This is a genomic window from Leptolyngbya sp. NIES-2104 (assembly GCF_001485215.1).
Taxonomy (GTDB): domain Bacteria; phylum Cyanobacteriota; class Cyanobacteriia; order Leptolyngbyales; family Leptolyngbyaceae; genus Leptolyngbya.
The window spans coordinates 2,295,724-2,308,413 of the sequence record NZ_BBWW01000001.1 but is presented as its reverse complement, the minus strand read 5'-3'; the positions used below and the strand labels follow the sequence as shown (position 1 = coordinate 2,308,413).

The following is a 12,690-nucleotide window of genomic DNA, read 5'->3' as shown; positions in this document are numbered from 1 at the left end:
AGAGTGAAGTGAAATCTTGTGGACGCGAAACTATTTACAGGACGAGCCTTGAATTTTTCAGGAACACGGTTGTTCCTTTTGTTGACGATCGGGATGACGATCGCATCGATCGGTCTTGATCATTTCGGTGGTCGAGTTTGGAGCCAGAGTGCATCGCTGACTTTTCCACTTTGGATGAGCGGACTCGCAACCGCAGGGGTCGGTTTTTGGGCTGTGCCGTTTCTTAAAGCTTTAAAGGCGGGACAGATTATTCGCGAAGATGGTCCCCAATCGCATTTAAAGAAGGCAGGAACCCCGACGATGGGAGGAGCCTTCTTTGTTCCCGTTGCGGTCGCGATCGCGCTTTATCTCTCAGAATTCGATAGCAATGTGATCGCCGTTTCTGCACTGACGCTCTCGTATGCGGGAATTGGCTTTCTCGACGATTGGCAAATCATTCGCCGCAAATCGAACAAAGGAATTTCACCGAAAACCAAGATGGGGCTGCAAATCTTTTTTGCCGTTTCTTTCTGTGTCTGGTTGATGGTGACGAATTCGAGCTTAACCACGATCGCGCTTCCATTCGGGCTGATATTGCCTCTGGGAGCGTTGTTCTGGGTGTTAGCTTGTTTTGTCCTCGTTGCTGAGAGTAATGCTACGAATTTGACTGATGGAATGGATGGACTGGCTGGGGGAACGGTCGCGATCGCGCTTCTCGGCTTAGGTGCTCTCGTCTTTTCTGAGCATCAAGATCTTGGAATTTTCTGTGCTGCGCTCAGTGGAGGTTGCCTTGGTTTCCTCCTGCACAATCGCAACCCGGCAAAAGTCTTTATGGGCGATACGGGATCGTTGGCGCTTGGAGGCGCACTTGCAGCCGTTGGATTACTCACCAATTCGCTGTTTGCGCTGTTGATTCTGAGCGGTCTATTCTTCCTCGAAACGCTGTCTGTGATTGCTCAGGTCGCTTATTACAAAGCAACGAAAGACGCGAATGGAGTCGGTAAGCGGTTGTTTAGGATGTCGCCGTTCCACAATCATTTGGAACTGACAGGATGGACAGAAACGCAGGTCGTCGGTTGGTTTTATGCGATCGCGGCTCTCTTAGCTGGATTTAGCCTCGTTCTTCACTAAAACATTCACTTCCGCACAAAAATCATGCGATCGAGTCACAGAAGTTTGTTATACTGTGACTCGTCACTCTGGAGAGATGGCTGAGTGGTCGAAAGCGGCAGATTGCTAATCTGTTGTACGGTCTTGAACCGTACCGAGGGTTCGAATCCCTCTCTCTCCGTTCTTAATCCCGAAATTGATTGATCTGGCTTGTATTTATTACAAGTCCGTTTTCTACTGCTTCATTGGCGGATATGATCAATTTAATTTTGATGGAAATCCCCGAATGATTGTTTGTCCGAATTGCAATCATCCCAATCCCGATAGTGCAGTTCAGTGTGAATCTTGTTACACACCCCTGCCCTCTACGATCGCGTGTCCGAACTGCGGTTCATCGGTTCAATCTGATGCGGGTTTCTGCGGACAGTGCGGCTTTAACTTGAAATCTGTGAGCGCTCCTATGCTGTCAACTCCTGAATTGCCCGATCCTCAACAACTTCCTGATCCGGTTGTGCCCGATCCTTTGATCGAGCCTGATCCAATCGTGCTTCCGACACAAGCCGAAGCTGCTCCAAAAGCGAATTCCATGACGCAGATTCAGCAGTCGTTTGCTCGATTATTGAATTTACAAACAAGTACAGAGATTGAGCTTCCGCCTGGATTGCTTGTGATTCACATCGGAAAACCAAACGATCGCATTCCACCCGATATTGATGTTTCTGGCTTTCCCAATTCTGAAGTCGTTTCGCGAATTCATGCCGATATTCGCATCGAAGGAGATGCTTACTATATCGAAGATGTCGGTAGCTCGAATGGCACGTATATCAACAATTCACCGCTGCCAATGGGGAATCGGCATCGACTGAGAGCAGGCGATCGCATTTCACTCGGTAAAGGCGATAAGGTGTCGTTTTTGTTCCAGGTGTAGCAGATGGCATACAGCGATTTCAGCTTGCGAAAAGTGAAACACGACTTTAATCTGACATTGGTTGAGGGCGGTAGCTTTTTGCCTGAAATCGAGCCAATCGCACCGAGTCATCTACTGCTAGAACAACTCGCTGAAGGGCTACCTGTTGCACTGGCAACCGGATCAGAGAAAGCGCGATCGGAGTTGATTATCAGTCCGGTCTTGATGGAAGTTCGCAGACGGCTCGATCGCCAAATTAGCTTGTTTTCTGGAGAAGATTTCACTGTTGCGCCCGAACTTGGACTGGCTGGAACATGTGATTTTCTTCTGAGTCGATCGCCGGAACAGATGTTTATCGAAGCTCCAGCCGTGATCATTGTCGAAGCCAAAAAAGCAGATCTCAAATCAGGCATGGGGCAATGCTTAGCAGAAATGATTGCGGCTCAGAAATTCAATGAGGCAGACGGGAACCTGTTGCGGACGATTTACGGCTGTGTCACCAATGGAGGCGCTTGGAAATTTATGCAATTGGAAGGACAAACCGCGACGTTTGATTTGATGGAATACCCAATTCCACCTGTGAATCAGGTCTTGGGCATGTTGATTTGGATGGTTTCAGCTTGATAGACGGTCTAACTCCAGCATCCCATCGATCGCATTTCACTTGGTAAAGGCGATAAGGTATCGTTTTGTTCCAGATTTAATCCGATCAAGAATTTGATGCCGTAGTGATAAACCCAACGGTAAAGGCGATCGTCGCTGCAATACTTAAAATCGACATCAGTCCCGCTGGCATAAACTTTCGAGTTGTTCTCCAGCGAAAACCAAAGAAAATCGCAAGCGCGATCGCGACCAAATTTGCGAAGAATAATGCCCCGACTCGATTTGTCGGGGTCGTTGTGGTGGCGTAAGCCGCAAATAAAAGGGCAACGCCGCTACCTAGTCCCATCATGAGCGAAATGCGGCTTCTGGCTTTCGTATAGCCAATGATGCCGCCGATCGCAATTAATAATCCATAAAGCGCGATTAGAATTGTCCAGATCATCGGATGTTACCAATTACGCCAGCCGCCTCTTGCAGCGTCTTTTGATTTCGCATCGATCAAGGATTGATATTCTTGGGAGCTTGCCCAGCGATCGATTTCTCGCGCTCTTAGCACCGGAACCGGATGCGAGAGTTGGGCGGTTTGAAGCTGTTTGAGCATTTCACCCATTTCAGTTTTGCTGATGTCATCGTAAGCGCGGGCTTGAGCGATGAAGGCATCAAGGTTTAACTGTTTTGCTAATGTCGGTGATCCACCTGTGAGTTTCATCATCACAGACATGGTGATGCGGGGGTCTTGAGTGGCAAGGAGGGCAGCGCGATCGCAGGTAAATTCTGCACAGCGCACCCAGTTCATAATTTGCGCTTGTAAGCCTTGGGTAATGACTCCACCGATCGGGAATGGCAGTTGTCCGGCAGCTAACACGAGAACATTCGCGAGGGTCAAATAGACGCTGTGGTCACATTTGAGATGTCCTAATTCGTGAGCGATCACCGCTTGAATTTCTTCGGGGGTGAGCAGTTCGATCAGCGAAGTGTGCATCACGACAAACGGTTGTCTACCACGCATCGCGAAGGTGTAGGCGTTTGGAACCGGATGCTGACGAACATAAAGCTGTGGGGCTTCGAGGTCGAGAATTCGAGCAGCTTCAACGAGCAGCTTGTGAAGGTCTGGAAGCTGTTGTTCGCTGACAAGAATGCTGGAAGCGATATTTTCTAGATAGAAAAACTGTTCTGCGATCGGACCGAGAAGCGTTCGGATTGCTAAATCTAATCCGGGTAGTTGCTTCAGTGCGTTTGTTGCCTCTAAATCTAAAGGATGGCGGAACTGATCGGCTCTAAGTCCGACGAGTGCTGACTTTGAGAAGGACATAAATTGTATAGACGATGGCGGACTTTCAGTATAGCGAATGAACTCCCTCAGTGCTCTTGGTCGGTATCTGAAAGTCGATCGAGTAAAAATTGAACTGAGTGCGATCGACGTTCTGATTTCCGATAGGCTAACCAAATCTGATTTGTGACCGCTTTTTCTGGTTTTAGCACTACCGTTAATCGATTCTGCTCAATCCAATCTGTGCATAAATAATCAGGTAATACACTGACTCCTAAACCTTGAGAAACCGCATCTCGAATTGTTCTCAGATCTGGAAAAATAAACTGAGGATTCGCTTCTAAACGCCGTCCAAACACAACGCGCCAAAACCGTCGAATGATTGGTAAGTCTTCACCGTAAGCAATCCAAGATTGTTGTTGAAGCCATTGTTCCGATCGCTCAATCTCAACGTTCGGTGGAGCAACGAGCCAGAAGCTTTCTTCATAGATGGGATGATATTCGATCGCAGAATGAGCGACTTTTTGAGTTGCGATCGCGCAATCAATCTGATCGGCTAACAGTCGCTCAATCAAGTCCTGTACAAGTCCGAACTGCACAGCGAAATTAGTGTCTTGATTCAATCGCTTTAAAACATATTCGCTAAAAAATTCGCTGGGTGTTCCTAATCGAATTAAAGGCGACTCTGTGAGAGGTGAAACGGATTCTAGAGTCTCGATCGCATTCACAACACGAGTATAGAGCCGTTTTCCCGCCTCAGTGGGTAACATTCGACGCGGCATTCTCTGAAACAATGCCACCTTTAACATTCCTTCTAATGCTGCAATATGTTGACTTACCGCAGGCTGAGTGAGGTACAAACTTTCTGCGGCTCCCGAAACAGTTCCGACTCGGTACACCGCGACGAAGCTCCGATACCATTCGAGATTAACCATAAATAGATTTATAGAATCATCCAATTTTCATAATTTGTATTTTAGTCAAACTCTCTCTAGGATGAAGTTGTTGACCGAGGAATTAATGATGTCTAAGAAAGTTCTGATTGTTCTGACTAGCCACGACACGTTAGGAAACACAAGCAAAGAAACGGGCTTCTATCTTCCAGAAGTGAGTCATCCAGTCGCAGTCTTTGATCGAGCAAATTTCGCGATCGATTACGTCAGTCCGAAAGGTGGCAAAGCTCCGATGATTGGTGTTGATCTGAGCGATCCACTAAATCAAGCCTTTGTTGAAAATCCTGAAAAAATGTCTCAAGTCGAGAATACAAAACGACCTGATCAAATTGATCCGACTGAGTATGATGCTATTTTCTACGCAGGCGGACATGGCACGATGTGGGACTTTCCGAATACGCCAGAACTCGATCGCATTGCAGAAACAATCTACGATCGAGGTGGCATCGTTGCCGCAGTTTGTCACGGTCCCGCTGGATTAGTGAACTTGAAGCTGAACAATCAGTATTTAGTTGCTGGAAAAACAGTTGCAGCGTTTACGAATGAGGAAGAATCTGCCGTTGAACTGACTGAAGTGGTGCCGTTTCTGCTCGAATCAACGTTAATCGATCGAGGTGCAACGATTGAGAAAGCTGCGAATTTTCAAGAAAAGGTTGTAGTCAGAGATCGTTTAGTGACAGGTCAAAATCCCGCTTCTGCGATCGGAGTTGCTCAAGCAATGGTTAAATTGCTCACACCTGTTTCTGAAACACTCGCGACTGCTTAATTTCTACATATCCAAACCGTTCATAAATCCCGATGTGTGAACGGTTTTGCATTCGCACCCGAATAAGTCGCCGCAATTTGACCATTCCCGACCAATTGATACTTATACGTCACCAATCCTTCTAAACCAACTGGACCCCGTGGCGGCATTTTCTGAGTACTGATTCCAACTTCTGCCCCAAATCCATAGCGAAATCCATCCGCAAATCGCGTCGAACAGTTGTGATACACACCCGCAGCATCGACTTGATCCATAAATTGCTGAGCAGTTTTGGTGTCTTCAGTCACGACCGCATCAGTATGTTTCGATCCGTACGTATTGATATGCGCGATCGCGTCTTCCGTCGAGTCCACAATCTTAATCGCCAAAATCAGATCGCTATATTCCGTTGCCCAGTCCGTTTCAGTTGCCGCTGGAACGTTCAAAATTTCGCGGACTCGCTCATCGCCCCGGAGTTCAACATTTTTCGCTTGGAGTGCGGGAGCGACTTCGAGCAAAAATTCCGACGCGATCGCAGAATGTACCAGTAAAGTCTCGATCGCATTACAAGCTGCCGGATAATGCGTTTTAGAATCGACGGCAATTTTAATCGCTTTGGGAATATCAGCGGCTCGATCGACATACAAATGGCAAATTCCATCAGCATGACCGAGCACTGGAATTCGAGTATTATCCTGCACAAATTTCACAAATGAATTCGATCCGCGTGGAATAATCAAATCCACATACTGATCGAGTTTTAATAACTCCAGCGTTTCCTCTCGTGTTGTCAATAGTTGCACCACAGACGGATCAATTTCGGTTTGTGATAGTCCTTGATGAATGGCTTTAAGTAATGCTTCACACGATCGAATCGCTTCCTTTCCGCCCTTGAGAATTACGCCATTTCCCGACTTGATCGCAAGGCTCGAAATCTGCATCACCGCATCCGGTCGCGCCTCGAAAATCACGCCCAATACACCGAGCGGACAAGTCACACGCTTCAGAATCAATCCTTCATCTAATTCGCGATGAATTTGAATCGCTCCAATTGGATCAGGTAATTTTCCAACATCGCGCACACCGACGATCGCGCTTTTCAGTTTCGCCTCATCCAACTTCAACCGAGCGTACAACGCTGATGCAATTCCTTCTGAGTTTGCTGCTTCACAGTCTGCCGCGTTTGCTGCGAGAATTTCGCTGGAATTCGCTTCTAGCGCATCGGCAATTTTCGCGATCGCATCATTCCGAACTTCGGTCGATGTCACCGCAAGCTGTCGCGCCGCCTTTTGAGTTTGTTGTGCCAAAGTCGTGAGCGAAGTTCCAGTAAACGCAGTCATGATTCATCGAAATGCAACCCATCAATCATACCGAAGATTGCGAAGTCTCAGAAGTTTAGCTTTTCATCCGGAATTGCAAGGAATAGCGATCGACAATATCAAGCTGCTCCTCCTGGAAAAGCTCAATCAACGCATAAATCAGGTTGATGTGGACTTCTTTTAAGTGCCAATCCTCGATCAGTAGCGTTAACTCTGATTGTCCAGAGGCAATGTTTCTGAGGTCTGTTGCACTAAACGCTTGATGTCTAAACTTTTCCTTGAGTTTCTGCTTGATTTGATTGATGTGGTGGCGGTCTATGGTTTCGTTTGCATCTTTCTTCACACCCACTGCATTCATCACCGCAACCGGAATCCTTCTATGCCTTCTTTTTACATAACTTTATATCTAAACAAAATAAAGTCAATAGGCAATGTGCAACTTTTCTATGACGAGTGTGAATCAAAGAATATCTTCTGGCAGTGCATCAAAATCAGCCGGAACCATAAACTCTCCCGCACACAAGCCAAAAGGTCTGAGTTCTGCGATCGGTATAACTGCTCTCATGATGATCAGCGTTTCACCTGCTTCGACTTGCTGGAAATACTTGAGTGGATCGCGTTGAATCTCATCGATCGTCACACTTACCATAGATTTTTCTCTTTTAGCTCAGTATTTCAGAGAGATAATCAGCAGTGGCTTCCACAAGCGCGATCGTATCTTCGTACAACATCCGAGTTGGACCCAAAACCCCAATACTTCCAACCGGAACGATTCCCCGATTGTAAGTCGAAGAAATCAACGAACAAGCCCGAATCGGCTCTAAAGGATTCTCTGATCCGATCCGAATTGAAACCCGCCGACCGTCTGAATCTGGCTGATCAAAAATCAACGGGACAAGCTGATCTTGCTCTTCTTCCAACAATTGCAAAATCATTTGTACCTGATTTAATTCGGAAAACTCAGGCTGACGGAGAACTTCAGAAACACCGCTAATCATCAATTGAGACGGCAAAGAGGACTGAGCTAAACGGTGTAATAAATCAGCAAGTACAGAAGTCAGCATCGAACTGTATCGATCGAACTCCCGCCCCAATTCACCCCAATCTAATGTTTGTAACTCCGAAAGCGATCGATCGCGCAACTGTTCTGATAAGAAGTTTGAGAGGATTTTCAATTCTCGATCGACGACTTCTGGATCAGCTTCTGAAGGCGGCAATTCCATCAAAATCGATTGGGTCTCATACGTGTCCGTCACGACGACTAACATGATGTGAGTCGAATCAATTTGCATCAGTTGGAGATGCTTTAATTGCGTCGTGTGCGTCATTGGCATCGTGACGATCGCAATATAGCCGCTCAGGGTTGAAAGCAGTTGTGCGGCTCCTTTGAGGACTGCTTCAAAACTCCATTTGTCCCAATTTAATCGATCGCTCAACAGTTGCTCCAGTTGAAGCGCGATTCCTGGAGACGGTTGAATCAATTGATCAACATAAATTCGATAGCCCGAATCAGAGGGCACTCGACCCGCTGAAGTGTGCGGTTGAAACAAGAGTCCTACCTTTTCCAGATGTCCCATTGCATTCCGGATCGTGGCAGAACTCACACTGAGATTAAATTCTTTCACTAGCGCACCCGATCCTACAGGTTCCGCCGTAGCGATGTAATGTCGAATCGTTGCCCAGAGAACTTGCTGTTGACGATTATTAAGCGGGGGTTTAATTGACATTTTGAAACACGATCGCGCTTTACTCGGATTGAGACTAAGATAGCACTTTCCTTATTTTTACTTTAGATTCATGTTTCATGTCGTAGCAAAACCGACGAAATTTCTAGTAGCGCGGAATTGTACGATCGACCACTGCGGAATAAGCATCAATGCCCCCCGAAATGTTTTTCACGTTCGTAAATCCCTGCTGCACGAGCCAACTGCACATCTGTGCCGATCGCACGCCATGATGACAGAGCACTAAAGTTTCAGCTTCAGGATCAAGCTGAGTGTGAATCTGCTCTGACCATTGGGAGAACTCACTGAGTGGCAGATTTTGAAATGATGGAAGCGAGGCGGTTTCAACCTCCCAAGGTTCGCGAACATCAATCAGTTGAATGTTCGGATTGTCAACACATTGAGCGAGATCTTGAACAGTGATTTGAGAAAAAGACATTGTGGATCAAGCTTTGATTAGGAGTTCATCTTTTGGAATGGCATAGAGGTCTTTGCCATATCCCAACGCAAACCGGAACGAATGAGCAACACTCTTACTCGAAAGTGTCATGAATACGATCAAAGCAGAAAACGCGACCACTGCTGCAACCGCATACAATCCCCGATAGCCGATCGCACTTGCGACACTGCCTAAAATTGGACCCGCCAGCGCAATCCCAACATCGAACCCGCCCACAAATAGCCCGAAGATTCGCCCCCGCTCGTACGGCTGACAGCGATCGGCAACCAGCGCGATCATAATCGGTAAGAATGTACCGCCGCCGACTCCTTCAAGTGCTCCAGCTAAGAGAAACAACGGAGCAGAATTCGCCAAAGCTAACACAATGAGCGAAATCGCATAACTGAGCAATCCGGCTGTGATAAATCGCCCGCGTCCATAGCGATCGCTGGCTTTTCCAGACACAAACCGCGTCATAAAACTGGTGACTGCTGCCGCTGTATAGAACAGTCCGGAGTTCAATCCGACATTCGCTTCCTTGATGTGTAAAGGAACAAACGTTGCGATCGCGCCAAATGCGACTCCGACCAGCAACATTGTGACGGTGGGAATCCGAATACGATCAGTCAATAACAATCGCCAGAACAGTTTGTCTGAGGCTTGATTCTGCTGTTGATGCTGTAGAGGCGGCGCTTTCACAAACATCGCGCAAGTCATACTAATCATGCCGAGAATCGAACTCAGCACGAACACAGGTGCGTAACTGGTAAACTCTTGCAAATAACCCCCGATCGCCGGACCTAACGCCATCCCGATCGGATTGACTAAGCTCATATAGCCAATCAGTTCACCGCGATTATCAGGTGGCGCAATGTCCACTACAAGTGAACTATATGCCGTCGTGAATGCGGCGATACTAATCCCGTGGAAAGCTCGAACAATCATCAGAATCGGGATCGATTGCGTCAACAAATGACACACCGGAGCGATCGTTGCCGCTGAGATGCCAATTAATAGAACAATCTTGCGACCTTGTTGATCCGCCATTTTGCCCGCTTGGGGACGAAAGAGGAGAAGCCCGATCGCAAACGATGCCATGACAATCCCAAGCTGACTATCTGGTGCACCGATCGACTTCACATAAAGCGGCAAAGTCGGCAACAAACTTGCCAAACTCGCCCAAAACAACAATCCCGCAGTAAACAAAACGCCCAGATTTTGTTTCGTCTGAGCGCTTAATTTGGCAAAAGTACTCAATGCCCGATTCCTGATGAATAAGAGATCTTAGAATATCAAAGTTGTCAGCTTCCAGCGAGAATCGCAGGCATGAGAACACCATCGATCGCATGAATCACGCCATTGTCCGCCAGAATGTCCGCTTTCGTGACCGCGATATCATTGACCTTGATGCCGCCTTCGTGATCGACTGCGATCACTGATCCTTCTAAAGTTGGCGCTTCAAAGATTTCCGTCAAATCCTCAAATCTGACATCTCCGTCTAGAACGTGATAGCTCAACACGCGACGCAGTTTCGGTAAATCTGCGAGAAGTGCGTTTAAGGTATCTTCAGGCAGTTTGGAAAAGGCTTCATCGGTGGGAGCCAGCAGCGTAAAGGTTCCATCTGCATTTTCGAGTTCTGCACCGATGCCCGCTTTATCGATCGCGCTTAATAATGTCTTGAATGATCCTGCTTCAGAAGCAGTTTGTAGAAGATTTGCCATAGTAGTGTTCTGTTCTATTCCTCTTCTTAGAAAAGAACAGTGCGATCGAATTTACATCGAACGAAAGAGAGAAGTTAACTATCAGGCGACTCGTTAGCGCGATCGAGCAGGTTCTTTTTCGATTCTTTCAGTTCGTGCCATAGCGTTTTGATTTGCTGATACGCTTCTCCAGGGGGAATTTTCCCGGAAGTTTCGAGTCCACACAGCAAAGAAACGCGATTCGCAAACTCTTGTAGGTTGGCGTTGAAAACTAAGTGCTCTGGAGTGAAATCACCTCGGTAAGATGCGGTCGGGTAAAAGAATTCTTCCTTTTGTTGCTCTGGCTTGTTGTCCACAGTTCTACCCTATTTTGTCGCTAGTATGCTTCATTGTATGTTGGTAATTTTGTGCTGACCAGCGAGGTTGAATTATTTCTGTGTCGCCAGAATTACCTTGAGTTGATTCAGTGCATTTTCGACCGTTTCTGCAATACTGACCAATTCTGGATTGAGCGATCGAAAAAATCTCTGGGCTTCCCGATCGTCAGTCATTAAAATCACATGCTTCTTGGCTTTGATCGCTAAAGCAATTTCCGAAGCCGTTCCCGCTCCCATGCCACACGCCACGATCGCATGACTCGATAAGACATTGATATTGTTTCGAGCGTTTCCCATGTCCGTAATGATGGGGATGTCGATCGCGGATGACATTTCTGAATCAACGCGCGGCAAAATCCCGATCGTCATTCCCCCGCAGCTTTTCGCTCCACGGCTAACCGCATCCATTACCCCAACATTTCGCCCACCGCTTAAGACAATCCACCCGGCTTGTGCGATTTGTTGACCGAGTTGGTAGGCGGTTTCAATTTCTTGTGGAGTCGCTTGCTCTCCTACTCCCATGACTCCCACGATCGTTTTGGGCATTTTGACATCAGAATCGAATTCTGCAATCTGGATATGAGTTTTTTACCATCGGTTTCGGTGATTGTGCCCATCTACAACGGGGAATCAGATTTACCCGCTTTGCTCGAATGTTTGAACGCTCAGACTTACTCGAATTTTGAATGTCTATTAATCGATAACAATAGTAACGATCGCACTGCTGAATTGTTGAAAGCCGCAGAAAGCGATCGCATTCGAGTCTTCAATCAATCCCAAATTCAAAGTTCTTACGCTGCCCGAAATTTAGGGATTCAGAACGCTATTGGAGAAATTCTCGCCTTTACCGATGCCGATTGTCGCCCTGAAGCGAACTGGCTCACTGATTTGATTCAGCCGTTTAGCGATCCGGCTGTCGGCTTAGTGGCAGGAGAAATCAAAGCGCTTCCTGGAAATACTGTTTTAGAACAATATGCCGATCGACAAGAAACCCTTTCTCAAAAACACACCCTAAATCATCCCTTCTGCGCCTACGGTCAAACTGCAAATCTTGCCATCCGATTAGAAGCATTCAAACAAATCGGCTTATTTCGTCCTTATCTCACCACAGGCGGCGATGCGGATATTTGCTGGCGAATCCTGCGTGAAACAGCTTGGAAATTACAATTTGCCGAAAGCGCGATCGTGCGTCACCGTCATCGAACCACGTTAGCGGAACTCCAAAGCCAGTGGCGCAGATATGGACGCTCAAACCGCTATTTGCACGAACTTCACGGTGTCGATTTGATGCGAGAACCGAATTTTTCTGAGTATCGATATCGCCTGATGCGCTGGATGCTAAAAGAATTACCGATCGCTTCTCTCAAACTCCTCGCAGGCAAAGCGAATCTTGTTGACCTAATCAACACACCGATCGGACTACTCTGTCTCCAAGCGCGTACCGAAGGACAACGACAGGCAAAACTTTCCGACGAAGCTCGCACGATCGAATCTCTTCCAATTCCTGCATCCCAATCCTAACCGCACAAAATTCGCTAAATTTGAATAAATGCGTTACTAGGAT

At 47.1% G+C, this 12,690-nt stretch carries 17 protein-coding genes and 1 tRNA gene; 6 read left to right on the top strand and 12 right to left on the bottom strand.

Features of this window, described 5'->3' with window-relative positions:
- Positions 1-18: 18 nt before the first annotated feature.
- The 4 genes from mraY to NIES2104_RS10650 all read left to right on the top strand — a co-directional run bounded on the left by mraY (position 19) and on the right by NIES2104_RS10650 (position 2,620).
- Complete coding sequence (mraY, locus tag NIES2104_RS10665; RefSeq protein WP_058998200.1) at positions 19-1,110, top strand: phospho-N-acetylmuramoyl-pentapeptide-transferase; 1,092 nt, start codon at positions 19-21, stop codon at positions 1,108-1,110.
- Between the two features lie 70 nt (positions 1,111-1,180).
- Positions 1,181-1,270: transfer RNA gene (locus NIES2104_RS10660), tRNA-Ser, on the top strand.
- Positions 1,271-1,375: 105 nt separating this feature from the next.
- Positions 1,376-2,017: an FHA domain-containing protein gene (locus NIES2104_RS10655; protein WP_059001658.1), complete on the top strand. Its 642-nt coding sequence runs from the start codon at positions 1,376-1,378 to the stop codon at positions 2,015-2,017.
- Between the two features lie 3 nt (positions 2,018-2,020).
- Entirely contained in the window at positions 2,021-2,620 is a 600-nt protein-coding gene (locus NIES2104_RS10650; RefSeq protein ID WP_058998199.1) for a hypothetical protein, read from the top strand.
- A gap of 85 nt (positions 2,621-2,705) precedes the next feature.
- Here the strand turns inward: NIES2104_RS10650 and NIES2104_RS10645 are convergent, their stop codons facing one another.
- From NIES2104_RS10645 to NIES2104_RS10635, 3 genes are read right to left on the bottom strand one after another with little or no spacing between them, the layout of a single operon-like run.
- Positions 2,706-3,041, bottom strand: a complete 336-nt coding sequence (locus NIES2104_RS10645) for a TMEM14 family protein (RefSeq protein WP_058998198.1) — start codon at positions 3,039-3,041, stop codon at positions 2,706-2,708.
- A gap of 6 nt (positions 3,042-3,047) precedes the next feature.
- Positions 3,048-3,911, bottom strand: coding sequence for a M48 family metallopeptidase (locus tag NIES2104_RS10640; RefSeq protein ID WP_058998197.1), 864 nt, complete (start codon positions 3,909-3,911; stop codon positions 3,048-3,050).
- A 47-nt stretch (positions 3,912-3,958) separates the two neighbouring features.
- On the bottom strand, positions 3,959-4,804 hold the full coding sequence (locus tag NIES2104_RS10635) for a LysR family transcriptional regulator (RefSeq protein WP_058998196.1): 846 nt from the start codon (positions 4,802-4,804) through the stop codon (positions 3,959-3,961).
- A gap of 88 nt (positions 4,805-4,892) precedes the next feature.
- Between NIES2104_RS10635 and NIES2104_RS10630 the strand changes: the two genes are divergently transcribed.
- On the top strand, positions 4,893-5,588 hold the full coding sequence (locus NIES2104_RS10630) for a type 1 glutamine amidotransferase domain-containing protein (protein ID WP_059001657.1): 696 nt from the start codon (positions 4,893-4,895) through the stop codon (positions 5,586-5,588).
- A gap of 20 nt (positions 5,589-5,608) precedes the next feature.
- Here the strand turns inward: NIES2104_RS10630 and NIES2104_RS10625 are convergent, their stop codons facing one another.
- The 9 genes from NIES2104_RS10625 to NIES2104_RS10585 form a co-directional block, all read right to left on the bottom strand.
- Complete coding sequence (locus NIES2104_RS10625; RefSeq protein ID WP_058998195.1) at positions 5,609-6,907, bottom strand: glutamate-5-semialdehyde dehydrogenase; 1,299 nt, start codon at positions 6,905-6,907, stop codon at positions 5,609-5,611.
- Positions 6,908-6,962: 55 nt separating this feature from the next.
- Positions 6,963-7,247, bottom strand: coding sequence for a hypothetical protein (locus NIES2104_RS10620; RefSeq protein ID WP_192843574.1), 285 nt, complete (start codon positions 7,245-7,247; stop codon positions 6,963-6,965).
- Positions 7,248-7,346: 99 nt separating this feature from the next.
- Positions 7,347-7,535: a type II toxin-antitoxin system Phd/YefM family antitoxin gene (locus NIES2104_RS10615; protein WP_058998193.1), complete on the bottom strand. Its 189-nt coding sequence runs from the start codon at positions 7,533-7,535 to the stop codon at positions 7,347-7,349.
- A 13-nt stretch (positions 7,536-7,548) separates the two neighbouring features.
- The gene (gene hrcA, locus NIES2104_RS10610) at positions 7,549-8,607 is read right to left on the bottom strand and encodes a heat-inducible transcriptional repressor HrcA (protein ID WP_059001656.1); all 1,059 of its coding nucleotides are present in this window, start codon (positions 8,605-8,607) and stop codon (positions 7,549-7,551) included.
- Between the two features lie 109 nt (positions 8,608-8,716).
- Complete coding sequence (locus NIES2104_RS10605) at positions 8,717-9,049, bottom strand: rhodanese-like domain-containing protein (RefSeq protein WP_058998192.1); 333 nt, start codon at positions 9,047-9,049, stop codon at positions 8,717-8,719.
- Positions 9,050-9,055: 6 nt separating this feature from the next.
- Complete coding sequence (locus NIES2104_RS10600; RefSeq protein WP_058998191.1) at positions 9,056-10,306, bottom strand: MFS transporter; 1,251 nt, start codon at positions 10,304-10,306, stop codon at positions 9,056-9,058.
- 44 nt (positions 10,307-10,350) lie between these two features.
- The gene (locus NIES2104_RS10595; protein WP_058998190.1) at positions 10,351-10,770 is read right to left on the bottom strand and encodes a fasciclin domain-containing protein; all 420 of its coding nucleotides are present in this window, start codon (positions 10,768-10,770) and stop codon (positions 10,351-10,353) included.
- A 74-nt stretch (positions 10,771-10,844) separates the two neighbouring features.
- Positions 10,845-11,105 (bottom strand): hypothetical protein, encoded by a 261-nt coding sequence (locus tag NIES2104_RS10590; RefSeq protein ID WP_058998189.1) that lies wholly within the window; start codon positions 11,103-11,105, stop codon positions 10,845-10,847.
- A gap of 72 nt (positions 11,106-11,177) precedes the next feature.
- Positions 11,178-11,672 carry a TIGR00725 family protein gene (locus NIES2104_RS10585; RefSeq protein ID WP_058998188.1) on the bottom strand — a complete coding sequence of 165 codons (495 nt, stop codon included), beginning with the start codon at positions 11,670-11,672 and terminating at the stop codon, positions 11,178-11,180.
- A gap of 33 nt (positions 11,673-11,705) precedes the next feature.
- Here NIES2104_RS10585 and NIES2104_RS10580 point away from each other — a divergent pair, with 33 nt between their 5' ends.
- On the top strand, positions 11,706-12,647 hold the full coding sequence (locus NIES2104_RS10580; RefSeq protein WP_058998187.1) for a glycosyltransferase family 2 protein: 942 nt from the start codon (positions 11,706-11,708) through the stop codon (positions 12,645-12,647).
- Positions 12,648-12,690: the final 43 nt, after the last annotated feature.